This window comes from Mesorhizobium sp. M0058 (assembly GCF_040323095.1).
In the GTDB taxonomy this organism is placed as follows: Bacteria; Pseudomonadota; Alphaproteobacteria; order Rhizobiales; family Rhizobiaceae; genus Mesorhizobium.
On sequence record NZ_JAMYUQ010000003.1, the window covers coordinates 399,453 to 423,785 of the forward strand.

At 64.2% G+C, this 24,333-nt stretch carries 22 protein-coding genes; 10 read left to right on the forward strand and 12 right to left on the reverse strand.

The features are described from left to right. Window positions 1–327 precede the first annotated feature (327 nt). Window positions 328–570, forward strand: coding sequence for a DUF768 domain-containing protein (locus tag NKJ75_RS07270; RefSeq protein WP_023670565.1), 243 nt, complete (start codon window positions 328–330; stop codon window positions 568–570). A gap of 27 nt (window positions 571–597) precedes the next feature. On the opposite strand, the gene NKJ75_RS07275 is transcribed toward NKJ75_RS07270, so the two are convergent. Then, window positions 598–1,716: a DmpA family aminopeptidase gene (locus NKJ75_RS07275; protein WP_023727723.1), complete on the reverse strand. Its 1,119-nt coding sequence runs from the start codon at window positions 1,714–1,716 to the stop codon at window positions 598–600. A gap of 8 nt (window positions 1,717–1,724) precedes the next feature. After that, window positions 1,725–3,398: an exodeoxyribonuclease VII large subunit gene (gene xseA, locus NKJ75_RS07280; protein ID WP_023727722.1), complete on the reverse strand. Its 1,674-nt coding sequence runs from the start codon at window positions 3,396–3,398 to the stop codon at window positions 1,725–1,727. Window positions 3,399–3,489: 91 nt separating this feature from the next. Between xseA and NKJ75_RS07285 the strand changes: the two genes are divergently transcribed. Beyond that, entirely contained in the window at window positions 3,490–5,688 is a 2,199-nt protein-coding gene (locus NKJ75_RS07285) for a bifunctional diguanylate cyclase/phosphodiesterase (RefSeq protein ID WP_023827913.1), read from the forward strand. 6 nt (window positions 5,689–5,694) lie between these two features. Here NKJ75_RS07285 and NKJ75_RS07290 read toward each other — a convergent pair whose 3' ends face one another. Further along, entirely contained in the window at window positions 5,695–6,651 is a 957-nt protein-coding gene (locus NKJ75_RS07290) for a LysR substrate-binding domain-containing protein (protein WP_023692356.1), read from the reverse strand. A 178-nt stretch (window positions 6,652–6,829) separates the two neighbouring features. Between NKJ75_RS07290 and NKJ75_RS07295 the strand changes: the two genes are divergently transcribed. Further along, a complete protein-coding gene (locus tag NKJ75_RS07295; RefSeq protein WP_023692355.1) occupies window positions 6,830–7,120 on the forward strand; it encodes a DUF1127 domain-containing protein in 291 nt (96 codons plus the stop codon). Between the two features lie 232 nt (window positions 7,121–7,352). On the opposite strand, the gene NKJ75_RS07300 is transcribed toward NKJ75_RS07295, so the two are convergent. From NKJ75_RS07300 to NKJ75_RS07315, 4 genes are all read right to left on the reverse strand, one after another. Then, on the reverse strand, window positions 7,353–8,414 hold the full coding sequence (locus tag NKJ75_RS07300; protein ID WP_023692354.1) for a DUF937 domain-containing protein: 1,062 nt from the start codon (window positions 8,412–8,414) through the stop codon (window positions 7,353–7,355). Between the two features lie 90 nt (window positions 8,415–8,504). Beyond that, window positions 8,505–9,878: a glutamate--cysteine ligase gene (locus tag NKJ75_RS07305; protein WP_023692353.1), complete on the reverse strand. Its 1,374-nt coding sequence runs from the start codon at window positions 9,876–9,878 to the stop codon at window positions 8,505–8,507. A 114-nt stretch (window positions 9,879–9,992) separates the two neighbouring features. After that, complete coding sequence (locus tag NKJ75_RS07310; RefSeq protein ID WP_023745711.1) at window positions 9,993–10,727, reverse strand: 16S rRNA (uracil(1498)-N(3))-methyltransferase; 735 nt, start codon at window positions 10,725–10,727, stop codon at window positions 9,993–9,995. A 31-nt stretch (window positions 10,728–10,758) separates the two neighbouring features. Next, on the reverse strand, window positions 10,759–11,406 hold the full coding sequence (locus NKJ75_RS07315) for a hypothetical protein (protein ID WP_023692351.1): 648 nt from the start codon (window positions 11,404–11,406) through the stop codon (window positions 10,759–10,761). 86 nt (window positions 11,407–11,492) lie between these two features. Here NKJ75_RS07315 and NKJ75_RS07320 point away from each other — a divergent pair, with 86 nt between their 5' ends. Together NKJ75_RS07320 and NKJ75_RS07325 are read left to right on the forward strand one after the other, a co-directional pair. Further along, the gene (locus tag NKJ75_RS07320; RefSeq protein ID WP_023681838.1) at window positions 11,493–12,191 is read left to right on the forward strand and encodes a type 1 glutamine amidotransferase; all 699 of its coding nucleotides are present in this window, start codon (window positions 11,493–11,495) and stop codon (window positions 12,189–12,191) included. 371 nt (window positions 12,192–12,562) lie between these two features. Further along, the gene (locus tag NKJ75_RS07325; RefSeq protein WP_006206855.1) at window positions 12,563–12,703 is read left to right on the forward strand and encodes a hypothetical protein; all 141 of its coding nucleotides are present in this window, start codon (window positions 12,563–12,565) and stop codon (window positions 12,701–12,703) included. Here the strand turns inward: NKJ75_RS07325 and NKJ75_RS07330 are convergent. Genes NKJ75_RS07330 through NKJ75_RS07340 form a run of 3 tightly spaced genes read right to left on the reverse strand, consistent with a single transcriptional unit; the run spans window position 12,700 to window position 15,469 of the window. Further along, a complete protein-coding gene (locus tag NKJ75_RS07330) occupies window positions 12,700–13,467 on the reverse strand; it encodes a metallophosphoesterase family protein (RefSeq protein WP_023681837.1) in 768 nt (255 codons plus the stop codon). The two genes, NKJ75_RS07325 and NKJ75_RS07330, sit on opposite strands and share 4 nt — an antisense overlap. A 55-nt stretch (window positions 13,468–13,522) precedes the next feature. Further along, window positions 13,523–14,659: an alpha-hydroxy acid oxidase gene (locus tag NKJ75_RS07335; protein ID WP_023745710.1), complete on the reverse strand. Its 1,137-nt coding sequence runs from the start codon at window positions 14,657–14,659 to the stop codon at window positions 13,523–13,525. A 12-nt stretch (window positions 14,660–14,671) separates the two neighbouring features. Further along, window positions 14,672–15,469, reverse strand: a complete 798-nt coding sequence (locus NKJ75_RS07340) for an FCD domain-containing protein (protein ID WP_023692349.1) — start codon at window positions 15,467–15,469, stop codon at window positions 14,672–14,674. Between the two features lie 205 nt (window positions 15,470–15,674). Between NKJ75_RS07340 and NKJ75_RS07345 the strand changes: the two genes are divergently transcribed. The 4 genes from NKJ75_RS07345 to glcF all read left to right on the forward strand — a co-directional run bounded on the left by NKJ75_RS07345 (window position 15,675) and on the right by glcF (window position 21,529). Further along, the gene (locus NKJ75_RS07345; RefSeq protein WP_023727715.1) at window positions 15,675–16,997 is read left to right on the forward strand and encodes a DUF3422 family protein; all 1,323 of its coding nucleotides are present in this window, start codon (window positions 15,675–15,677) and stop codon (window positions 16,995–16,997) included. Between the two features lie 258 nt (window positions 16,998–17,255). After that, on the forward strand, window positions 17,256–18,752 hold the full coding sequence (locus tag NKJ75_RS07350) for an FAD-linked oxidase C-terminal domain-containing protein (RefSeq protein ID WP_023686828.1): 1,497 nt from the start codon (window positions 17,256–17,258) through the stop codon (window positions 18,750–18,752). Window positions 18,753–18,987: 235 nt separating this feature from the next. Then, window positions 18,988–20,199 (forward strand): FAD-binding protein, encoded by a 1,212-nt coding sequence (locus NKJ75_RS07355; protein ID WP_023732344.1) that lies wholly within the window; start codon window positions 18,988–18,990, stop codon window positions 20,197–20,199. A gap of 4 nt (window positions 20,200–20,203) precedes the next feature. Then, window positions 20,204–21,529: a glycolate oxidase subunit GlcF gene (gene glcF, locus NKJ75_RS07360; RefSeq protein ID WP_023745707.1), complete on the forward strand. Its 1,326-nt coding sequence runs from the start codon at window positions 20,204–20,206 to the stop codon at window positions 21,527–21,529. A gap of 4 nt (window positions 21,530–21,533) precedes the next feature. On the opposite strand, the gene NKJ75_RS07365 is transcribed toward glcF, so the two are convergent. Then, window positions 21,534–22,454 carry a bifunctional 5,10-methylenetetrahydrofolate dehydrogenase/5,10-methenyltetrahydrofolate cyclohydrolase gene (locus NKJ75_RS07365; protein WP_023670547.1) on the reverse strand — a complete coding sequence of 307 codons (921 nt, stop codon included), beginning with the start codon at window positions 22,452–22,454 and terminating at the stop codon, window positions 21,534–21,536. Window positions 22,455–22,725: 271 nt separating this feature from the next. Next, window positions 22,726–23,469 (reverse strand): L,D-transpeptidase, encoded by a 744-nt coding sequence (locus NKJ75_RS07370; RefSeq protein WP_023686831.1) that lies wholly within the window; start codon window positions 23,467–23,469, stop codon window positions 22,726–22,728. A 209-nt stretch (window positions 23,470–23,678) separates the two neighbouring features. On the opposite strand from NKJ75_RS07370, the gene NKJ75_RS07375 reads away from it, so the two are divergent. Continuing rightward, window positions 23,679–24,317: a DNA-3-methyladenine glycosylase I gene (locus tag NKJ75_RS07375; RefSeq protein ID WP_023686832.1), complete on the forward strand. Its 639-nt coding sequence runs from the start codon at window positions 23,679–23,681 to the stop codon at window positions 24,315–24,317. The last annotated feature ends 16 nt before the right edge of the window (window positions 24,318–24,333 follow it).

Sequence of the window (24,333 nt, forward strand, 5' to 3'; positions counted from 1 at the left end):
TCGACCGTGTAGCTGTGGCGGTGTACCACGAAGCAGCAGAAAATGTGTTACGCGTTGTGATCCCTATTGTGATACAAATCGGCCGTCGACAGCAGGAAAAGATCGTAAGAACAATAGCATAGAGCCGAAGCCGATCCCGGCCAACGTACCACTCTATCAAACAATCAGAACGTGCTCATTGAACCCTTCCCTTCATTCGGCTCTTCGGACCTCCGACAAGATCAACTTGCCGGGCGAAGCCGACTCGGTTCGAATGGCAGCATGCATCCTTTACCGGGTGCGGACGTTTACGGTTACCAACCGGCATAGCCGCCAGGGAAAAGCAGTATGAGTGAACATGCGATCGAGTTCTTGCGCGGATGGATCGGTGAAAAGGTCCACTGCCAGCACTCGCCGGTAAAGATCGAGAAGCAGGCCGAGACCCTCGCCAAGGAGTGCGCGGCCAAGGCCGCTGAGGTCGGCATTCCGCTGGAAGATATCCAGGAAGAAGTCGGCGACATCCAGGAACTGATCGCATCGCGGCTCGAAGAGGCGGCCGAGGCCGACCAGAGCAACGCGGCCAAGCCGTGACGCAACAGGCCCGCCAGGCCTTGTCCTCTATCCAAATCGATCTTTCAGCCAGGCCTTCGGCAGCGCCGGCACGAAATTGCCGTCGCGTCCGCTCATATCCTCATTGGCGACCATTGCATTGAGGATCGCCTCCTCTACGCCTTGCGCCACCGCATCGAAGAACGGATCGATATCGACGTCCGGGATGTAAGCGGCGTTTGCGGTTCGTCCCGACGGTGCAAGTGCTGCTTGCGGATTGGCGGTGGTGAAGGCCAGAAAAATGTCGCCCGAACTGTGGTAGCCGAAGCCGCCTGTCATGGCGATGCCGAGCGGCACGCGCTTTGCCAGCCGCTTCATCTGGTGCGGCAGAAATGGCGCATCGGTGGCGACGATGGCGATGATCGAGCCCTTTTCGGCACGCGGCGTGCCTTCGCGCATCGCCGGCTCTACCAGATCGGGCCCGACGCGGGCGCCGCGCAGTGTGAAATTGCGCCGCTTGCCGAAATTCGCCTGCACGAATACGCCGACCGTATGCCTGATGCCCTGCCACTCGACGATGCGCGATGCCGTGCCCGAGCCGGCCTTGAAGCCAAAGGCAATCATGCCGGTGCCGCCGCCGACACTGCCTTCCTCGATCGCTCCACCGGCGGCACCGTCGAGCGCGGCTTCGACATCTTCGAAGCCGACGTGATGACCGTTGATGTCGTTGAGGAAACCATCATAGGTCTCCGCCGCAACCGGCAGGCCCCAGCCGCTGTCGAGCGCCGCCGGCAGCACGCGTTGCATCCAGCGCAGCGTGCCGTCGCGGGTAACGCCGCAGGAATGCGTGTTGGTGATGGTGACCGGCAGGTTGAAGGCGCCGACTTCCTCGATAATGTGCGACCCCGTCAACTCGCCATTGCCGTTCTGGCTGAAGACACCGGCAAACACCGGCGTGGCGAGCTCAGCCGACGGCCGCGGCAGGATGGCGGTGACGCCGGTGCGCACCGGCCCCGTGCCAACCTCGAGCAGACCCTCGCCGGAAATCAGCGTCGCATAGCCGACCGATACGCCGGGCACATCGGTGATGGCGTTGAAGCCGCCCGGCGTGCCCTCGAAGGTAATGCCGAAAGCACGCGCGCGCGGCTTGCCCGCCGGCGTTTGAAGATGCGGGTCATGTCCGGTCATGCGGTCCTCTAAAAAAGCGAGCCCTGATTGCCCGGCTCTTTCGGTTTGCTGGCCGTCGGCTTTGCGGCGGGTTTGCTGGCGGGCGGCGTGGCCGCTGGTTTGGCAACGGCCTGCACCCGCTCGGCGTCGCCGGTCGCGACTGCATTTACGATGCCGTCGGCGAACTCCAGCTGCAGGCCAGCGCCCGGCGCCACATCAACTGCCAGTTTGATCACCGCGCCGCCGGCATCCTTGACCAGCGCGAAGCCGCGGGCCAGCACAGCCTTGTGCGACAGCGTTGCCATCAGCCTCTCGGATTGGACGATGCGGCCGCGCAGTCGCTCCAGCCTGAGCAGTACCGCTTGCGTGCCTCGTCTCGTCAAAGCTGTCAGAAGATCCCTCTGCACGGTTTGCCGCCGTGCCGTTGGCTCGATCGTAATGCGGCCTTGCAGCAAAGCCAGTTGCTGCCTGTGCCGTTGCAGGGATGCTTTCGCACATTTTGGCAACTGATCCGCCGCACGATTCAACTCCGCGCGCCGGGCTCTCGCCAATGCGCGCAGCGCCCCCTGGGCGCGCAAAAGGTTGCGGTCGTTGGTGCGTCGCGCCTCGGCAATTCGCCGCGACAGCGTTGCCGGAGTGAGCTTCACGGCGAAGAACCGAGCTTGCTTTCTTTCGGTGGAGACCATCAGCCCCCGGCTAAGCCGGCTGGCCGCCTCGTCCAGCCGCCGTCGCGGCAGCGCCAGCAACTGGTCGGGCGAGGGCAGCGCGCGGGCGGCCGCACGCGAGGCCTGCCGCTTGCGTTCGAAATTGCGCAAGGTGGCTGCTTTGAGCCGTGCGCCAAGACTGGCTAGTGTCGCTTCGAGGTCCGCTTTCACCGGCACCGCGATCTCCGCCGCACCTGTCGGCGTGGGTGCCCGCATGTCGGCGACGAGATCGATCAAGGTCCAGTCGGTCTCGTGCCCGACGGCCGAAATCACCGGGATGCGCGAGGCGGCGACGGCGCGCGCCAGCCCTTCATCGTTGAACCCCCAGAGGTCCTCGAGGCTGCCGCCGCCGCGCGCCACGATCAGAAGGTCGGGCGGCACGATCGCTCCATCCCAGGCCAGCGCGTTGAAGCCGTTGACGGCCGCCGTCACTTCCGCCCCCGCCGTCTCGCCCTGCACTCTTACCGGCCAGACCAGCACATGCAGCGGAAAGCGGTCCTTGATGCGATGGATGATGTCACGGATCACCGATCCGGTCGGCGAGGTGACGACGCCGATGGTGCGCGGCATGAACGGCAGCCGCCGCTTGCGGCCGGCATCGAAAAGTCCTTCGGCCTGCAGTCGCCGCTTGCGCTCTTCCAAAAGCGCCATCAGCGCCCCGGCGCCGGCGGGTTCTAGATTGTCGATGACGATCTGGTAGTTGGATTTGCCGGGATAGGTGGTGAGTTTGCCGGTGGCGATCACCTCCATCCCCTCTTCGGGACGGAATTTCAGCCGGCTCATCGTGCCTTTCCAGACCACGGCATCGAGCCGCGCGCGGTCGTCCTTCAGGGTGAAATAGGCATGGCCGGAAGAGTGCGGCCCGCGATAGCCGGAAATTTCGCCGCGCACCCGCACATGGCCGAAGACATCCTCGACCGTGCGCTTCAGCGCGCCGGAAATCTCGCTCACCGTGTATTCGGTGGCATTGGTTCGTGATTCGGATTCTGCGTCGCTCATCGGCCGATTGAGCGGCTGTTGTCGCTCCGCGTCAAGATTCCATAACTTGATCTTAAGCCTGTCCTGATTGACTCTGGGCCAAGGAGGACGCATGAGCGCCCGCAGACAACGCAGCCCGTTGACGTTCCAGGTCACCCTGACGGTGCTGACGCTTGCCGTTTTTGCACTGGCCATCGTTGTCGGCTTCGGCCTTTACGCCACCATGCAGGCCGACCGGGTCTCGCTCGAGCGGCAGAAGGTTTTCCTGGCCAACGGCCTGCAGGACCAGATCGCCGCGGTAAAGCGCGAGCAGGAAAGCGTCGCCGTCTGGGATGATTCCGTTATCAACGCCAAGGCCGGCAACCAGACCTGGATGGCAGAGAATCTCAGCGTCTGGATGTCCTCGTATTACGGCCACAACCGGGTCTATGTGCTGGACGACGCCAACCGGCCGGTCCACGCCATGCGCGAAGGGAAGGTCGTGTCGCCTGCCGTCTTTGGCGAGGACGAACCCGCTTTGCGGCCGACAATCGCCAGGTTGCGCCAGATGATGAGCAAGGACGCAAGCCAGGCCGGCGCAAAATTCGTTGCCGACGATCTGGTCTCGCTTGGCGGTCAGCCTGCCATACTCAGCGTCATGCCTCTGGTGCCGAGTTCGGATCGCGTCACCCAGGCATCCGGCAGCGAATATCTGCATGTCTCCATAGAGTTCATCAACGACGCGGTGATCGGCAAGATCGCGCAGAAATATCTTCTGGCGGGGGCGCATCTCCTGCCGATGGCTCAGCCGCTTGGCTCGGCTGCCATTCCGCTTATCGACAAACAGGGTGTCATCCTCGGCTATATTGCCTGGGACCAGGAACGGCCCGGCCTGACGCTGGTGGGCAAGGCCAGCCCGGCCCTGGCTCTGGCCGCGCTGGTTGCGGCGAGCGTGCTCGCCTTTCTGCTCCGGCGTCTGCGCCGTGCGTCATCGGCGCTGCAGACCAGCCAGGCCCAGGCGCAATATCTCGCCTTTCACGACACGCTCACCGGCCTGCCCAACCGGGCACTGTTCGAGGACAGGCTGCGGCGTGCCTTGCTTACCTCCGGCAATGAAAGCAAGGTCGCGCTGCTTTATCTCGATCTAGATCGCTTCAAGCATGTCAACGACACGCTTGGTCACCCGGCAGGCGACGAACTCGTGCGCCAGACGGCGGCCAGGCTTCACCATGCTGTTCGCGACGTCGACACGGTGGCAAGGCTGGGTGGCGACGAATTCGCGGTAATCCTGATCGATGTCCGCGACGTCAGGAACGCAGAGGATATTTCCGAGAGGGTGCTGCAGAAACTGCAGGAGCCGTTCAAACTGATGGACGATCAGGTCTTTATCAGCGCCAGCATCGGCATAGCCTTGTCGACAGGCCCTGATGCCGATGCAGACGATCTGCTGCGCAAGGCCGACATCGCGCTCTACGAAGCCAAGAAGAACGGCCGTGGCCGCTACCAGGTCTTCGCCGGCGACATGGACGACCTTTTGCTGCGCAAGCGCAAGGTCGAGAGCGAGCTGCGCAGCGCGCTGAATGGCGGCACCGGTATCAAGCTCGCCTACCAGCCGGTCTTTGCCAGCGATGGCAAGACCATTGTCGGCGCCGAGGCGCTGATCCGCTGGGCGCATGAGGTCCATGGCGCACTGCCGGCGGCGCAGTTCATCGCCATCGCCGAGGAACGCGGCATGATCGGGCAGCTCGGCGCATGGGCCCTGCTGGAAGCCTGCCGCTTCGCCGTGAAGACCAAACTGCCGTGGCTCGCCGTCAATGTCTCGCCGCTGCAATTGCGCGACGCCGGCTTTGCCGAAGAGGTTGCCTCGATCCTCGCCGAAACCGGACTGGCGCCGAAGCGCCTGCAGCTCGAAATCACCGAAAACGTTCTCCTGGAAAACAACGACACCACCAGAGCGGCTCTGGCAGCCTTGCGCCAGTCGGGCGTCGGCATTGTGCTCGACGATTTCGGCACCGGCTATTCGTCGCTGAGCTATCTGCGCCGCCATGCCATCGACAAGCTCAAGATCGACCGCTCCTTCGTGCGGCTTCTCGACGGCGACGGCAATTCGGGCGCCATCGTCAAGGCGCTGATCGATCTCGCCGGCGCGCTCAAGGTCGAGGTCACCGCCGAGGGCGTAGAGACCGAGGTGCAAAAGGCGCTGCTGGTCGCCATGGGCTGCCAGCAGCTGCAGGGCTACCTCTTGTCGCCGCCGCTGGAGCCGGCGCAATTGGTGGCGCTGCCCGGCCTGTCGTCGGCCAACGCAACGACGGAGGCGGCAGCGTCGGCCTGATCGTTCCTACCAGCCAGGCAGGATCTGGTTCGGCTTGCCCCGCTTCATCTTGGCGAAGGCGAGCGAGGCGAAATCGAAGCTTCCCGTTTCTTCGCCGAGCGGCACGGAAATATTGTCGAGGCTTTCCGAGATGTGCCGGGCCAGAGCGTCGACGATTTCGGGACGCGAGGTCTGGCCGCGCATGATGCCGATGCGGCAGTCGGGCAGGGCGCCAAAACCGTCGGCTTCGCCCAGCACTCGCATGCCGGGCCGCAGCGCGCATTCCGGCAGCACCGAGATCGCCAGCCCCGACAGCACCGCGGCGGTGATGACGGTGGCCGAGAAGCTGGTGAACAGGATTCGATAGTCGCGGTTTTGCCGGTCGAGCACATCGACGGCGGCGCGCCGCCAGATGCAGTTCGGCCGGCCGAAGGCCATCGGCAGCACTTCCTGTTCGTGCGTGGCATGGTTGGCCGAGGTCACCCATAGCAGCGGCTCGCGCCGCACCACTTCCGACTGGCCGCGCGTATCGTTGTGCGTCACCAGCGCAAGATCGAGATTGCCGCGCTTGATATGCTCGACCAAGCCTGGTGTCGGCTCGCAGATCACGGTCAGCTCGACGCGTGGGTTGGAGCGCGTGAAGCGCGCCATGATCTCGGGCAGGAACCGGTCGGCATAGTCGTCGGGGGTGCCGATTCGGATGGTGCCTTCGAGCCGCTGGTCATCGAAGGCGGCCAGCGTTTCGCGGTTGAGATAGAGCAGGCGGCGCGCGTAGGAGAGCAGCTTGTCGCCTTCCTCGGTCAGCCTGTTGGTGCGGCCGTCCTTTTCGAACAGCGGCTTGCCGATCCGCTCTTCCAGCCGGCGCATCTGCATCGACACCGCCGATTGCGTGCGCAGCACTTCCTCGGCCGCGCGGGTGAAGCTGCCGGTATCGGCAATCGAGATGAAGGTCTGCAACTGGTCGAGATCGAGTGGCGCTTTCATCGGTCCAATCCATCACTAGCGTTGATGCTAAAGATTAGAAACATTCGTTGGATTAATCAATCGGTGCGTGGCAAATTCACATTGTCCACATGAAAGCATGTGAATCGAGACCGGAACGGCCGCTGTCCCCAGCGCCGATCGCCTGGTCTTGTCCAGTTCGAGTCTGAAGGAGACCGACATGACCACGTTTGATTTCGCCACCGAGACCTCGCGCATCACCTCGCGTCCGGCCGTTGCGACGCGCGTGGCCAACACTCTTCTCAATGCCTACCAGGCCTGGAAAAATCGCCGCGCCTTCTATCGCCTTGGCGAGATGTCGGACGCCGAACTCGCCGATATCGGCCTGACGCGCTCGGACCTCCATGTCGCCATCGATGTGCCGTTCGGCGCCGATCCGACCGTGAAGCTGCGTGCGATTGCGAGCGATCGTGCCGATACGATCGAAGATCTCGCCCGCCAGATAGCGTGATATCGGGCGCATTGTTTCGGTTGCCGTGAACCTTTCTCAGGCTCGCTGCGACCAACGAGTATAGCAGGCTCCCCACTCCCTGCCGGTTCCCCGCCGGCCAGCCTGCACACTGGCCCGGTCCTCCTCCAGGACCGGGCTTTTCTTTTAAAGCTCCGTCGTCATCGTGCGGTCTGCGCCGCTCGCTTCGTTCCTTGCTCCGAAGCCGCGAAGGTCAGCGCCCAACTACCGCCAACTACCGCCGGTCCATGTCCCGCTTGAACTGGTCGAAGATCGTTTCCACGCCCTTCTGATAGTCGTCGCGCTGCTGGGCGCCGGTCTCGAACATCTTGCCGAAAATATCGTCGAACGGATTGCGTGGCCTGCCGCTCGGATTGGCCTGCGGTTGCGGCGCCTCGCGCTCCTGCGGTGCCTGTCGCGGCTGGGGTGCTTGCGGCTGCTGCGGCGCCGGCTGCCCACCGGGCAGGCCGAAGCCGCCACCACCGCCTTGCCGCATCATCTCTTCAAAAATCTTGCCCAGCGGGTTGTCGCCGTAAGGGCTCTGCGTCTGTTGCGGCTGTGTTGGCTGCTGCGGCCGGCCCTGCGGTTGCTGTGCCGCGCCACCGCCGAACATGTCCTGCAGCACCTTGCCCAGCGGATTGTCGCCATAGGAGTTGGGCGCCTGTTGCGGCTGGCTTTGCGGCTGTTGGGCGCCGCCGCCGAACATGTCCTGCAGCACTTTGCCCAGCGGGTTCTCACCGTAAGGATTGGGTGCTGGCTGCGGCGGAGGCTGTGCCCCGCCGCCCGCCTGCCGCATCATCTGTTCGATGATCTCGCCGAGCGGATTGCTGCCGCCGCCGAAGCCACCGGCGGCCTGCATCTGACCCCCGGTCAACTGGTTTGTCGTCTGCTTGAACAATCCGCCCATCACCATCGAAGCGATGGCCGGCAGCATCTGCTGCAGGATCTGCTGGCTGACGCCGGTCGCCTGCGCGGCCTGGCTGGCCACCGCGCGCGACAGCTCCTTCGAGCCGAACAGATGACCCAGAATGCCATTGCCCTCATTGACGCCTTGCGGTGAGAAAGCCCTGGTCGCGTCCTCGAAATATTTCGCGTGCTGGCCGCTCGCCATCGCCGTCATGAAGGCGCCTAGCCCATAGGGATCGGCGGTGTTGCGTTGCAACCCTTGCGAGAAGGCCGGCAGCAGAGCGGCGACAGCCGCCTGCGTCTGCTGCATGGAAAGCCCGTACTGCTGGGCAAGCGCCTGCATGCCGTTGCCGTTCTGCGCCTGCGCCAATATGTCGAACAAGGTAGGCATCGGTTTCTCCTCCGGGAAATCCTCGAGGGAGAACCTAGTTCGTTTCGATGTTCGATTGAAGCGGCTTTTGCCGCTGCTCAAGGCGCGACGCTAATACGCATATTCCATGAACACCGGCTCGATCGAGCCGCCCCAGCGCGTGTGGTAGGCCGACAGCATTTCCTCGGCACTGGTGGTACCGCGCGCCACGACTTCGTCCAGCGTGTTGAGGAACGAGGTCTCGTCATAGCCGTCGCGGTTCTTCCTGCCGCGATTTTTCAGCCCAAGGCGCGAAATCGTCATTACATCGCGGCCGATCTCACGCAGCGTCGTGTTGCGGAACGGCGCGGAAATGCCTTGTTCCGGCACCGCATTGCGCATCGCCAGCGTTTCTTCATACGTCCAGCTCGAAGTCAGCGCCTCGGCGGCGTCGAGCGCGGCCTCGTCATAGAGCAGCCCGACCCAGAAGGCCGGCAGTGCGCAGATGCGGCGCCACGGCCCGCCATCGGCGCCGCGCATTTCGAGGAAGCGCTTCAGCCTGACGTCGGGGAACAGCGTCGACAGATGGTTCGCCCAGTCGCCCATGGTCGGCAGTCCGTCTGGTACTTCATTGCGGGCAGCGCCGGCCATGAACCGGCGGAAGGTGATGTGCGTCATGTCGTGATAGTGGCCGTCGCGGATGACGAAATACATCGGCACGTCGAGCGCCCATTCGACATAGTCGGCAAAGCCGAACTCGGGCGAGAAGCAGAATTCGAGCAGGCCCGAGCGCTGGTTGTCGGTGTCGCGCCAGATGTCGCCGCGCCAGCTCTGCAGCCCGTTCGGCCGGCTGTCGGTGAAGGGCGAGTTGGCAAACAGCGCCGTCGACAGTGGCTGCAGCTTCAGCGACACCTGCATCTTGCGGCGCATGTCGGCTTCGCTTTCGAAGTCGAGGTTCACCTGGATGGTGCAGGTGCGATACATCATGTCGAGACCCTTGGTGCCGACCTTGGGCATGTAGCGGGTCATGATTTCGTAGCGCGATTTCGGCATTTTCGGCGTCTCGGCCAGCGACCATTTCGGGCTGCCGCCGAGGCCGAGAAAGCGGATGCCCATCGGCTCGGCGATCTCGCGGACCTGCGCCAGATGCGCATTGCCCTCGCGACAGGTCTGGTGGATCGTTTCCAGCGGCGCGCCCGACAGCTCGAACTGGCCACCAGGCTCCAGCGAGATCGCGCCCTGTCCGGTCGGCTCGACCAGGCCGATGATGCGGCCGTCATCGATGATCGGGTCCCAGCCGAGCTTTTGCTGCATGCCTTCGAGGATGGCGCGGATGCCGCGCTCGCCGCCATAGGGCACCGGCGCGTTCCCGTCGACATAGAAGGGGAACTTCTCGTGCTCGGTCCCGATGCGCCACTTGTCGCGCGGCTTGTTGCCTTCGGCCAGATGCTCGACCAGTTCGTCGATGCCTTCGATTGCCCGGAAATCGGTTGTGTCGCGCGCCATGGGGCCCCCTCTGCGGCTCTCGGAGCCCGCCGGCGCTAAATGGACGAAATGTCAGCAGCCGATCAAGCGAAAAATCCTGAGCCACAGGTCAACAGGAATTGATCTTTACGCTTCTTACCAGTCTCCGACCGTCGCCTGCATCACCGCAAGCGCCGCCACCGCTGCCGTATCGGCGCGCAGGATGCGCGGTCCGAGCGGGATGGCGGTGACGAAGGGGAGCGCCCGCAGCATCTTGCGTTCCTCGTCGGAAAAGCCGCCTTCCGGTCCGACCATCAGCGCCAGTTTCTTTTCCCTCAACCCCTGCAGCGCTGGCAGTGGATTGTTGGTCGAGGCATCCTCGTCGCAGAAGATAAGCCGGCGTTCCTTGTCCCAGCCGGAGAGCAGGCGCTCGAATTTCTCGGCCTCGCGCACTTCCGGCACCGCCAGTATGCCGCATTGCTCGGCCGCCTCGACGACATTGGCGCGCAGCCGGTCGATGGAGGGTTTTGCCAATTGCGTGTGCTGGGTGATCACCGGCTGCAGGATGCCGGCGCCCATCTCCACCGCCTTCTGCACGAGATAGTCGAGCCGCCCCTGCTTCAGCGGCGCGAAGCAATAAACTAGATCGGGCAAAGGCGGTTGCGGCCGCTGTTGGCTGAGCACTCTCAGCCGCACCGCCTTCTTCGACTTCGAAGCGATCGCCGCCGACCACTCGCCGTCGCGGCCGTTGAAGACCAGAATCTCGGCGCCTTCGCCCAGCCGCAGCACATGCATGAGGTAATGGCTTTGCTGCTGGCCGGCATCGAATTCGATGTCGGCTGCGAGATCGTCGGCCAAGAACAGCCGCTGCATCTTGTAATTGGCGCGCATCGCCGAGGAATGGGCGAGGCGGTGCCTGGCGTCAAGTCTCGGCGGAACGATGCCACACCGGTTCAAAACCGTGCCGCAGCACCGAAACGGTCGTGGCCGGTGTGAGCAGGCGCAGCGAACGGCCGGCAAGGCTGTCGAAGGCCGCCGCATCGCCATAGCCTGCGAACGACCAGGGCAGCGCGTTGCCGCCGCGCAGCGCATAGGCCGAGCCGCCATCCGCGATCATCGCTCCGTCCGGCAATTCGGCAAGCTCTCCCATGGTGACATCAGGTGGCTTGCCGCCCGAAGCCAGCCGCTCCTTGTGCAGCCGCTTGTCCACCATTGGCGCGCGCGGTTCGTTTACACCGAAGACTTTGCCGAAACGCCCGACAAAATCCGTGGCTCGCTCACGCCGGCAATAGAAACAGGGACGGTGCCCGGCGGCCAGCGCCGTCACCTCGTCGAGGAAGAACAACTCGGTCCAGCCGGCCCTGCCGCCCGGCCGATTCCTGCCCATCGGCTCGCGCCGCACATTGCGGAATTGGCAGACGCAGATGATCCAGGCCGGCAAGGCCCAACGCTTTTTCAGCAGCGTCTTGGTCTCAGGATCGTGGATGATGCCGCGATTGCCGGTGAACAGGCCGCGCTCGGATATGGCATGGATGGCGCCGAACGGATCGACCCGGTTCTGCAGTGGCATAGCTCTCTCCCGAATACGCATCTTGGCTGCAATGCTGGCGACATGATATCGCTCGTCGCGTCATTTCATGTCAGCAGGGTTTTGCGATGCGGGTGCTGGTGGTCCAGAACTACGACAACACCGGCCTTGGCCAGGTTGGTGCCGCGCTCGCCGAAGCCGGCGCCGATCTCGACCTGCGCCGGCCCTACAAGGGCGATGCGCTGCCGGACGACGCGACCGGACACGATGCCATGGTGATGCTGGGCGGCGGCCAGAATGCGCTGGCCGACGATGACTACCCGTATTTCCCGGTGCTGCTCGAACTGACCCGCGATTTCGCCGCCAAGGATCGCTCGGTTCTCGGTATCTGCCTAGGCAGCCAGTTGGTTGCCCGCTCTTTCGGCGGTGAGAACCAGATCGGCGGCGCCTCGGAATTCGGCTGGCACAAGGTATCGCTGACGCCGGACGCCAGAACCGATCCGGTGCTTGGCGCACTTCCCCAGGATTTCCCCATCTTCGAATGGCACGACGACACTTTCGCGCTGCCGTCAAATGCGGTGCGGCTTGCCGGCAGCGAAATTGCCGAGAACCAGGCGTTCCGTATCGGCCGCGCCGTCTACGGCTTCCAGTTCCATTTCGAGGCCGACCAGCCGATGGTGAGGGACTGGAGCACATCCTTCGCGCCGCTGATTGCCGATCGCCATCCCGACTGGCAGGATCGCCTCGACAGCGAAATGGCACGCAACGGCCCCGAGGCCGACGCCGCGGGCTTGGCCATTGCCCGCGCCTGGGTGGCGACGATCTGAGACTGGCCGCGCGCAGTCAGCAATTCCAGGAAAAGTGTGAAGCGGTTTTCCGTCCGGAATTGCGTCAGATAAAAAGATAGAGCGGTTCGCCGTAGCGGCGAACCGCTCTATCCGTTGCATAATTGGCACGCGGCGGGGAATCTGCCGGGGACAACTTCTTTCGTCCTTGGTTTGTGGCCGAACGCTATCCTACAAGGCGCGCGCTATGCAACGGCAATGCAACCGCGATGAACCTTCTGTGTGATCCGCGCGACACACCGCCGATACAGAATCGACCTACAAGCGCGAAATCGTCGAAACTTTGAGACGAATTCTCGGTTTCAACCCATTGGTAACCGCCTCGTGCCCAGATGCAGGAAGCTCAACTAGAGATGACGTCCGTGAAAGCAGCGCTTCTGTCCTTTGTCATGCTGTCTGCCATCGTTTTGTGCGGTCTCGGCATTTATTCCGCCGATGCAGCCAACAACCATCAGGCCGTCGACGGCTACGGCGTCACCGCCGCGCTTCGCTAAAACGCTTTTCCCTGCACAGTCAGGATACGCTTGTCCGCGCCGTCCACGGCGAGCGCGCTGAGCATGCCTGACTGCCAGGCGAGTGTGTCGACATTGACGCGGTTCGGCATCACCTCCGCCTGCGGCACCGGTGTGTGGCCGTGCACGATCACCTTCGGGTAAAGCCCTGGATGGTTGTGGAAGACGTCGCGGATCCAGACCAGATCCTGCGGGCTCTGGCTCGCCAGCGGCACGTCAGGCCTGACGCCGGCATGGCATAAGAAGAAATCACCTGATATCAGTGACAATTGCAGCGACCGCAGGAAGTCGACATGGGCTTGCGGTACAGCATTGACCAGTGCCTGGTGTCCCCGCCGTAACGCCTCGGCCTTGCCGAACCAGCTTGCGTGTCCCGCTAAGTCGACACCATAGGATTGTGCCGTCTGCACGCCGCCATAACGGATGAACAGCCCTTCCGGGTCAGGCTCGTCGAGAAAGTCGAGGAAGCCGATATCGTGGTTGCCGGCGAGCATCAGATGCCGCGGATCGCGTTTCTGTGCCTCGATCAGGAAGTCTATGACGCCCTTGGACTCTGGTCCGCGGTCGACATAGTCGCCGAGGTGGATGACGCGCCAATCGCTGGTCGGCTTGTATTCGAGTTCGCTCTCGATGCGGCGATGCATGGCGGCGAGCAGATCGAGCCGGCCATGCACGTCGCCGATCGCATAGAGGCGCATGCCATCGGGTGCGCGCGCGTCGAGGTAGTGGATGCCGGTCTCGGTCAAGGCGGCTTCGTCTCCGTGATCCAGCGAGGCTAGGGTCTAATCGGTGAACAAGACCCTAGCGCCGCAACTGGTCCTTGCCCATGTCGGTCACCAGCCGCTTGCCGCACAGTGCCAGCGTGATGTCCATCTCCTTGCGGATGATGTCCAGCGCCAGGGTCACGCCTTGCTTGCCCATAGCGCCCAATCCGTACAGGAACGGGCGGCCGATATAGGTGCCCTTGGCGCCGAGGCAAAGCGCCTTCAGCACGTCCTGGCCCGAGCGGATGCCGCCGTCCATATGCACCTCGATCCTGTCGCCGACGGCATCGGCGATCTCTTCCAGCGCCATGATTGACGACGATGCGCCGTCGAGCTGGCGCCCGCCATGGTTGGAAACGATGATGGCGTCGGCGCCGGTCTCGACCGCCATCAGCGCGTCCTCCTTGTCGAGAATGCCTTTCAGGATCAGCTTGCCGCCCCAACGTTCCTTGATCCAGGCGACATCCTTCCACGACAGATGCGGGTCGAACTGCTCCGTCGTCCACGATGTCAGCGAAGCGACGTCGCCGACGCCCTTGGCATGGCCGACAATGTTGCGGAAGGTGCGGCGCTTGGTGCCGGCAATGCCCATCAGCCAGCGTGGCCGCATGGCGATGTTGGCAATGTTGGCCAGCGTCATCTTGGGCGGCGCCGACAGCCCGTTGCGGACATCCTTGTGGCGCTGCCCCAAGATCTGCAGGTCGAGCGTCAACACCAGCGCCGAGCATTTTGCAGCCTTCGCCCTGTCGATCAGGTCGAGCACGAAATCCTTGTCGCGAAGCACGTAGAGCTGGAACCAGAACGGCTTCTTGGTCACCGACGCGACATCCTCGATCGAGCAGATGCTCATCGTCGACAGCGTGAACGGCACGCCGAATTCCTCTGCCGCCTGCGCGGCCAGCATCTCGCCATCGGCATGCTGCATGCCGGTCATTCCAGTTGGGGCAAGCGCCACCGGCATCGCCACTTTCTCGCCGATCATGGTCGATTCCAGCGAGCGGTTGCTCATGTCGACCAGTACGCGCTGACGGAATTTTATCTTCTGGAAGTCCTCTTCGTTGGCGCGGTAGGTGCTTTCGGTCCAGGCGCCGGAATCGGCATAGTCGAAGAACATCTTCGGCACCCGCCGGCGCGCCAGGTCCTTGAGATCGGCAATGGTGAGGATGTCGCTCATGGTGGTTCCTCGTTAGCCAGTCGTCTTGAAGCCGTCGTCGGCGTCGGAGCGCTGCTTAAGCCTGAGCCGCGACACGCGCTGCCAGTCGCCGCTGCGTTCGGCCTCGAGCATCGAGCGCTCGACATAGGAGATATGGTCCATCGCCGCTTGGCGGGCAGCTGAGGGATCGCCGGCCTTCACGGCTTTGTAGATCGCGCCGTGCTGGGCCAGCAGCGCCTCGCGCGCTCCGGGCACGCTGAACACCAGAAGCCGGTTCTGGAACACGCCTTCAGACAGCAGCCGGTAGCAGGAGCGCAGCGTGTGCAAGAGGATGATGTTGTGCGCGCATTCGCACACAGCATGGTGGAACTCGACGTCGATTTCCGCCTCGTCGTCGAAATCGCCGGTGCGGTGCGCCTCGTCCATGCGCGCCACGATGCGGTCGAGCAGCGCAATGTCGTCCGCTGTCGCGCGCCGCGCCGCATATTCGGCCGCAACACCTTCGATCTCGCGGCGGTATTCCAGATAGTCGGTCACCGCCTTGCGGTGCATCGAGATGAGGTCGGTCACCGGCTTGGTGAACAACTGGCCGATGACGTCGGCGACATGGGTGCCGCCGCCGGCCTTGGTGATCAGCAGCCCGCGCCCTTCCAGCGCCTTCAGCGCATCGCGCAGGATCGGCCGCGACACGTCGAACTGGCGCGCCAGCTCGCGCTCGCCCGGCAGCCGGTCGCCGGTGCGCAGCACGCCTTCAAGGATCAGGCTTTCGATCTGCTGCACCACCTCGTCGGCGGTGCGCGAATGCTCGATCCTGGAGAAAATATCGCTCAACGGGGGCCTGGGAAATTGAACCGGCGTCGCGCAAGATAAAGCCAGCGTCGCCAACTGGTCAAATTATTTATCCAATTTGCCCAATCGGGTCGGTCTGCGCGTCGCGCCGGCAGGACCTACGATGCTAGACTTTGGTGTTTACGCGCCTCATGGATTGCCTTTAGAGGACGCCATCACACGAAGGGTCGAGAACAGGGGGACCACCGTGTCGGACGAGACGTCCAACCTCGAATTCCAGCCGCGCGCCCAGGGCAGCGTGATGGGCTTTCCCGCGCATGAGGGACGGCCCGGCGCGATCGGCGAGGTCCATGCCCGGCCGCATCCGCTGATCGAGAAGCCGCGCGTGCTTGTGCAACTCGCCTTCATGACCGAGGGCGGCTCCAGCGTCGACATGGCCGTGCTCTCCGAACTGTCGCGGCGCCTCGGCATCGCGGCGCCCGACCGTCATGCCCGCCACCACGCCATGAAGTGGGGCAAGGGTACGCTGCGCTGGGAGCGGCATACGGAATTCTCGACCTATCTTTGGGAAGGGCCGCTTGCCGAAAGCGGCAGGGCGCAGGAGGATTCTCCTTTCGGCAACGGGTTCTCGCCGCCGGGAACGGTGATCTCAGGCATAAGGCTGGAGATCCGCAAATGGACGCCGGCAAGCGAGAAGCTGATTGCGGCCTTCGACCCGACGAGCCTCTGCTATTCGCTGGTCGAGCGCGGCAATGCGGCCATCGTCACCGATTTCCGCCAGGACGGCGACGGCCTGACCCGCATCCTGGTGCTTGATCGCGGCCTGACGCCGGCGCGGACCGGCGCGCTGTCGCAGCGGCTGATCGACGTCGAGACGTATCGCACGCTTGCCATGCTCGGCCTGCCGCTGGCGCTGACGCTGTCGGGCCGCGCCCGCCGCATCGAGGACCGGCTGGCGCAGACCACGCTGGAAATGAAGGTCGCTGAAACCCGCGACAGCCAGACGCTGCTCGCCGACCTGACCGAGCTTGCCGCTGAACTCGAGGCTGATGCCGCCTCCAGCCTCTATCGCTTCGGCGCCAGCCGCGCCTATGACGGCATCGTTGTCGAGCGGCTGGAAGCGCTGGACGAAGAAGCCGTGCCCGGCTACGACACTTGGGGCGGCTTCCTGCAGCGGCGGGTGGCACCCGCCATGCGCACCTGCCGTTCGGTCGAGGAGCGCCAGGCCAACCTGTCGCGCAAACTAACCCGCGCCACCACGCTGCTGCGCACCTGGGTCGATGTCGAGGTCGAGAAGCAGAACCGCGATCTGCTGGCGTCGATGAACAACCGTGCCCGGCTGCAACTGCGGCTGCAGCAGACGGTGGAAGGCCTGTCGGTGGCGGCAGTGTCCTACTATGTCGTCGGCCTGATCTCCTATCTCGCCAAGGGCGCCTCGATCTTCGGCCATGCCTTTGCACCGGAAGTCGTCACGGCCGTCGCGGTGCCGGTCGCCATCCTGCTGGTCTGGTGGGGCGTGCGGCGAGTCAGGCGGATGCACTCCGAGCCGGCGAAACATCCGGGGGAGTAGGAGCGCACTTTACCCTCCCCCTTGTGGGGAGGGTCGATCCGCATAGCGGATCGGGGTGAGGGTGCTCGTAAAGAGCTTCGTCGCGCGGACCCCCACCCCGCTCACTGCGTTCGCGACCCTCCCCACAAGGGGGAGGGTGAATAGCGGCAGATTGCCGCTGCGGAAGGCTGGCAGTACGCTCTTTGCCCGACGCGGTGTTTGCAACATCCGGATGTAACTGGTAAAAGATTTTTACCAGCCAAGCGGAGGACGCCGCCAATGTCCGGCCTTGTCATGCCCAAGCCAGACGACGCCACGATGCGAAGGCGCGCAGAGATCGTCGCCGATATGCGCATCATCGTGCCGGGCGAGGGCGTCGTCGACGCCACCAACGAAATGCGCGCCTTCGAAAGCGACGGTCTCACCGCCTACCGGCAATTGCCGCTGGTCGTGGTGCTGCCGGAAACGGTGGCGCAGGTGTCGCGGGTGCTGAAATACTGCAACGACCGCAACATCCGTGTCGTGCCGCGCGGCTCCGGCACCTCGCTCTCCGGCGGCGCGTTGCCGCTCGAGGATGCCGTGCTGCTGGTCATGAGCCGCTTCAACCGCATCCTTGCCATCGACTATCCCGATCGCGTCGTCGTCGCTCAGCCCGGCGTCACCAATCTCGGCATCACCACCGCCGTCGAGCAGGAGGGCTTCTACTATGCGCCCGATCCATCCTCCCAGATCGCCTGCTCGATCGGCGGCAATGTCGCTGAAAATTCCGGCGGCGTGCACTGCCTGAAATACGGCCTGACCGCCAACAATGTGCTGGGCATTGAGATGGTGCTGATGAACGGCGAGGTGGTGCGGCTTGGCGGCAATCATCTGGACTCGGAAGGCTATGATCTCCTCGGCGTCATGACGGGGTCCGAAGGCCTGCTCGGCGTCGTCACCGAGGTCACCGTGCGCATCCTGAAAAAGCCAGAGACGGCCCGTGCTCTGCTGATCGGCTTTCCGACCAGCGAGCAGGGCGGCCAATGCGTCGCCGACATCATCGGCGCCGGCATTATCCCTGGCGGCATGGAGATGATGGACCGGCCGGCGATCCATGCCGCGGAAGATTTCGTCCACGCCGGCTATCCCCTTGATGTCGAGGCGCTGCTGATCGTCGAACTCGACGGGCCGGGCGTCGAGGTCGATCACCTGATCGGTCTCGTCGAAGCGATCGCCTACAGGAACGGCTCCACCACATGCCGCGTCTCGCAATCCGAACAGGAGCGGCTGAGCTTCTGGGCCGGTCGCAAGGCGGCCTTCCCGGCGGTCGGCCGCATCTCGCCCGACTATTACTGCATGGATGGCACCATCCCGCGCAAGGAATTGCCGGGTGTGCTCGCCGGCATGCGCGAACTGTCGGAGAAATACGGCCTCGGCGTCGCCAATGTCTTCCACGCCGGCGACGGCAATCTGCATCCGCTGATCCTCTATGACGCCAACGTGCCGGGCGAACTCGACAAGGCGGAAAGTTTTGGCGCCGACATCTTGCGGCTCTGCGTCAAGGTCGGCGGCGTCTTGACCGGCGAGCACGGCGTCGGCGTCGAGAAGCGCGATTTGATGCCGGAGATGTTCAACCAGATCGACCTCGACCAACAAATGCGCGTCAAATGCGCCTTCGATCCCAACCATCTGCTCAACCCGGGAAAAGTGTTCCCGCAACTGCGCCGCTGCGCGGAGCTTGGACGCATGCATGTGCATCGCGGGCAGGTCGCGTTTCCGGATATTCCGAGGTTTTGATGGGGGCGGAATATCTCACGTCGGCGATCCTTCGCGCCCCCCTCTGTCCTGCCGGACATCTCCCCCACAAGGGGGGAGATCACCAGTCATCTCTGCCTTCGCCAATCTTCGACGTTGCTAGAGAGGCGCGGTCGCCAAAGCTGCTAATCTCCCCCCAAGTGGGGGAGATGTCCGGCAGGACAGAGGGGGGCACGAAGGAACTCGACGTCTCTGCACTCGCAAGCGGCGCGTCGCCATGACCACCTTCACTCCCACCTCGTCCACCGAAGTCCTCTCCACCGTCCAATGGGCGGCTGCGGAGGAATCGCCGCTGGAGACCATCGGCCACGGCTCCAAGCGCGGCATCGGTCGGCCATCGCAAACCGAGCACACGCTCGATCTCTCAAAACTCACCGGCGTCACGCTCTACGAGCCGGCCGAACTGGTGCTGTCGGCGAAGGCCGGCACACCGCTTTCCGATATAGAAAGCCTACTCGCCGAAAACGGCCAGCAACTTGCTTTCGAGCCGATGGACTACGGCCCATTGTTCGGCGGCATCAAGGGAAGAGGCACGATCGGCGGTGTGCTTGCCGCGAACCTGTCCGGCCCGCGCCGGCTGAAGGCGGGCGCCGCGCGCGACCACATCCTCGGCATCAACGCCGTTGCCGGCCGCGGCGAGGCTTTCAAGTCCGGCGGCCGCGTCGTCAAGAATGTCACCGGCTACGACCTGTCGAAGCTGATGGCCAACAGCTGGGGGACGCTGGCCGTGTTCACCGACGTCACCTTCAAGGTGTTGCCGGCGGCCGAGACCGAGGTCACGCTTGCCGTGCGTGGCCTGCTCGACGATGCGGCGGCCGCCGCCATGGCGCTGGCGCTCGGCTCCAGCGCCGAAGTGTCGAGCGCCGCGCATCTGCCGGAGCGGATCGCCGCGCGTGTCGCCGACGGCGCGCTCGGCACTGACGCCGCGACGCTGCTGCGCGTCGAAGGGTTCGGCCCTTCGGTCGCCTATCGCATCGAGGCACTGAAAACCCTGCTGAAAAATGCCGGCCCGTTGCAGGACATTGCCGGCGAGGCCTCGCATGCCCTTTGGCGTGATATCAGGGATTGCGCTCCCTTCGCCGACGGCAGTGAAAAGCCGGTCTGGCGCGTTTCGATGGCGCCGTCCCAGGCCCACCAGATGGTACTGACGCTGCGCATGCAGATCGGCGTCAGCGCCTTTTACGACTGGCAGGGTGGGCTGGTCTGGCTGCGCATGGAGGAGGGCGATCCCGAGGCCGCCCTGCTGCGCGGGCTGATCAGAAAACATGGCGGCGGCCACGCGACGCTGGTGCGCGCCGCGCCCGCGCATCGCGCCGCCGTGCCGGTGTTCGAGCCACAGGCGCCGCATCTGGCCGCCCTGTCGGCTAGGCTCAAGGCCGAGTTCGATCCCAAGGCCATCCTCAATCCCGGCCGCATGGCCCAGGGCTAACGCGATGCAGACCAATTTCTCCCTTGCCCAGCTCGCCGATCCGCATGTCGCGGAATCGGAGAAGATCCTGCGCAAATGCGTGCATTGCGGCTTCTGCACCGCCACCTGCCCGACCTATGTCACACTCGGCAACGAGCTGGATTCACCGCGCGGGCGCATCTACCTGATCAAGGATATGCTGGAGAACGGCCGTCCCGCCGACAAGGAGATCGTCACCCATATCGACCGCTGCCTGTCCTGCCTCGCCTGCATGACGACCTGCCCGTCGGGCGTCAACTACATGCATCTGGTCGACCATGCCCGCGCCCATATCGAGGAGACTTACAGGCGGCCGCTGCTCGACCGGCTGACCCGCGCCCTGCTGGCCCTAGTGCTGCCTTACCCCGCGCGCTTTCGCGCCGCGCTGAAGCTGGCGAGATTGGGCAAGCCGTTCATCGGCCTGTTCGAAAAGGTCCCAGCCTTGAAGCCGCTCGGTGCTATGCTGAAGCTGGCGCCGGCCTCTATTCCCGCCGCCTCGCCAATGGCCTCTCCTGGCGTCCATGCCGGGCAGGGAGCGAAAAAGGGCCGCGTCGCCATCCTCACCGGCTGCGCCCAATCGGTGCTCGATCCCGCCATCAACGTGACGACGATTGCATTGCTGACCAGGCTCGGCGTCGAGGTCGTGGTGCCTGAGGGCGAGGCCTGCTGCGGCGCGCTGGTCCATCATATGGGCCGCGAGGCAGCAGCCCTTGCCTCGGCCCGGCAGAATGTCGATGCCTGGACACGCGCCATCGACCAGGGTGGGCTCGATGCCATCGTCATCACCGCGTCCGGCTGCGGCACCACCATCAAGGACTATGGCTTCATGCTGCGCCTCGATCCGGCCTATGCCGACAAGGCTGCAAAGGTCTCGGCGCTGGCCAGGGACATCACCGAATATCTCGCAAGCCTCGACCTGCCGGAGCCGGTGCGCAAGCCCGGCACGGTCGTTGCCTACCACTCCGCCTGTTCGATGCAGCACGGCCAGAAGATCACCCGCCAGCCGAAGGAGTTGCTGGCCAAGGCCGGCTTCGTCGTGCGCGAGCCGCGCGAGGGCCATCTGTGCTGCGGCTCGGCCGGCACCTACAACATCCTGCAGCCGGAGATTTCGGAGAAGCTGCGCGACCGAAAGGTGAAAAACATCGAGGCCACCGGCGCGGAGATCGTTGCCACAGGCAATATCGGCTGCATCACCCAGATCGCTTCGGCTGCAAAGCTGCCGGTGGTGCACACGATCAAGCTGCTCGACTGGGCCTATGGTGGTCCGAAGCCGGAGGGCGTCTCCGAAGGAAACCTGGTCGCCGCCGAGTAAGCAGCTATTCCGCTGCCAGCCGGTCCACCACGCCATACGTCGCCTGGTAGCGCGCGCGCTGGCGGCTGAGCGCGACCATTGTGTTGCGCAAGAGGATCGCCACAGTGATCGGGCCGACGCCGCCCGGCACCGGCGTGATCCAGGACGCGACTTCCTTCACGCTCTCGGTGTCGACGTCGCCGACGATGCGGCTCGTGCCGTCCGGGCCGATCTCGGAATTGATGCCGATGTCGATGACGGCCGCACCGGGCTTCACCATGTCGGCCTTGATCAGCCGCGGCTTGCCGACGGCGACGAACAGCGCATCGGCGCGGCGCGCATGTGCCGCCACCGAGCGCGTCATGTGATGGCACACCGTCACCGTCGCGCCTTCGCTCATCAGCAGGAAGGCAATCGGCTTGCCGACGATCTCGGAATGGCCGACGACGACGACTTCGAGCCCCTTGAGGTCGAGGCCGGTTTCCTTGAGCAGCTCGACCGAGGCCGCAGCCGTGCAAGGCGCGAGGTCGAGCTGATTGTAGACGATATTGCCGATCGACGCCGGATGCATGCCCTCGACGTCCTTCAGTGGATGCACCGCCGCTTGCAGCGTCTTGATCGGGATATGCGCCGGCACCGGCCGCTGGATGATGATGCCGGTGACGCGCGGGTCGGCGTTCAGGCCGTGGATCGCCGCCTCGAGTTCGCCGGCGCTGATGTCGGCGGGGAACCGCCGCTCCTCGAAACCGATGCCGGCAAGGGCGGCCTTGGCGCGCTGGTTGCGCACATAGACATCTACGGCAGCGGTATCGCCGACGGTGATCGACACCAGCTTGGGCGGAAAACCTTCGGCGGTAGCGATGGCGGCATCCTCGCGCACGGATGCCATGATGCGCTGGGCGACCGGGCCGCCCCGGAGATAACGGCTATCGTCTGGCGGAGACATGGCTGGACCTTTGCAGCGGAGTTTGGCGCAGGGGAGTTTGGCCGTCCCTATAGCAGGGGAAATGCGGCAAGGCAGCGTGAAAGCGAACCGTCATCCCCCTGGCGCGACGTTCTGGCGCAGCCTGGCTCAGCTATAGCCGCAAAGAGAAAGGGCAGCGCGGTTTCCCGGGCTGCCCTTTCCTGACTGGCCGCATCCCCACACGGCCCGTCCCCCGCAAACTCTTCCCGATCCTGAAGGTCTAACCTTCTGGATCAGATGATTCGGTAGCCGATTATATCACGACCACGGTCGTTCCAACATTGACCCTCTCGTAAAGGTCAACCACGTCCTCGTTGCGCATGCGGATGCAGCCGGAAGACACCGAGCCGCCGATGGTCCATGGCTGGTTGGTGCCGTGGATGCGGTATTCCGTCGTGCCGAGATAGAGCGCGCGGGCGCCAAGCGGGTTTTCCTCGCCGCCGGCCAGATAGGTCGGGAGGTAGCGGCCCTTGGCGGCCTCGCGCTTGATCATCTCCGCTGGCGGGCGCCAGTCCGGCCAGACGCGCTTGTTGGTGATCTTGTGCGTGCCAGACCATTCGAAGCCAGGCTTGCCTGTGCCGACGCCATAGCGCCGCGCCTTGCCGTTCTTCTCGACCAGGAACAGGAAGTTCTGCGTCGTATCGATGACGATCGTGCCCGGCTTCTGCGGGCCGTCATAGGCGACTTCCTGCGGCAGGTAGAGCGGATTGATCTGCGGCCGCATCACCACGCGCTTGGCCGGCGCCTGCACGGAAGCAGTGCGCACCCGATCGGGTCGCGCCGGCTGCGCATAGCGAAGTCGCGGCTGCTGGACCACCTGTCGGCTCTGCCGCACGATGCCGGGCGCCCGGCCAAGCTGCAGCACCCAGGGTGCGGAAAGGTCGGGGCTCACCATCACCGGCGGCCTGTCGGCATAGCGGTCGTTGGCGGCAGAGGAGGTGACGCCGGCGGCCAGAATGGCCACGGCGCCGAGCACGGAACGCAAAAAGATCTTCATCGGAACGCACCTTGATCGTCGAACGGACGGAGGCGGAACTTGCCCCCGGTTGCGCGATCCTTGGCGCGAAGCGGCAACCGAAACATGAATCGGAATGCGTAAAATGCCGCTTTGTCAGTAAACCTTTTGGTGTGGTTACCGCCGGGTTCAGGAATCTGGTAAAGCCGCGGTAAATGCAGCGCGAAAGCGCGTTAACGGATGGATTGGCCATGGCGCAAGACAACACCGGACTGCTTACCGGCTCCGACGGGATCACGCGCTGCTTCTGGCACGGCAATCTGCCGGACTATCTGCACTACCACGACCATGAATGGGGCCGGCCGGTCGCCGACGACCGCAGGCTGTTCGAAAAAATCTGCCTGGAAGGCTTTCAGTCCGGCCTGTCCTGGCTGACCATTCTGCGCAAGCGCGAGAATTTCCGCGAGGCCTTCGCCGGTTTCGACTTCGACAAGGTCGCTGCCTTCACCGACGAGGATGTCGAGCGCCTGGTCGCCAATGTCGGCATCATCCGCCACCGCGGCAAGATCGTCTCGACCATCAACAACGCCAAACGCGCGCGCGAAATGGTGGATGAATTCGGCTCGCTGGCCGCCTGGTTCTGGAAGTTCGAGCCGGGGTCGGAGGAGCGGCCGGAGATCGTCGACCTCGCCCACCTGCGGGCCAACCCGACGACAGCGGTCTCGATCAGGATTTCGAAGGAGTTGAAAAAGCGCGGCTGGAGCTTTGTCGGACCGACGACGGTCTATGCCTTCATGCAAGCGATGGGTCTGGTCAACGACCATCTCGAGGGGTGTGTTTGCCGGGAGCAGGTGGAGAAGGAACGCAAGGCCTTTAAGAGGCCGAAGTAGGGCGCTGTCCCCCTAC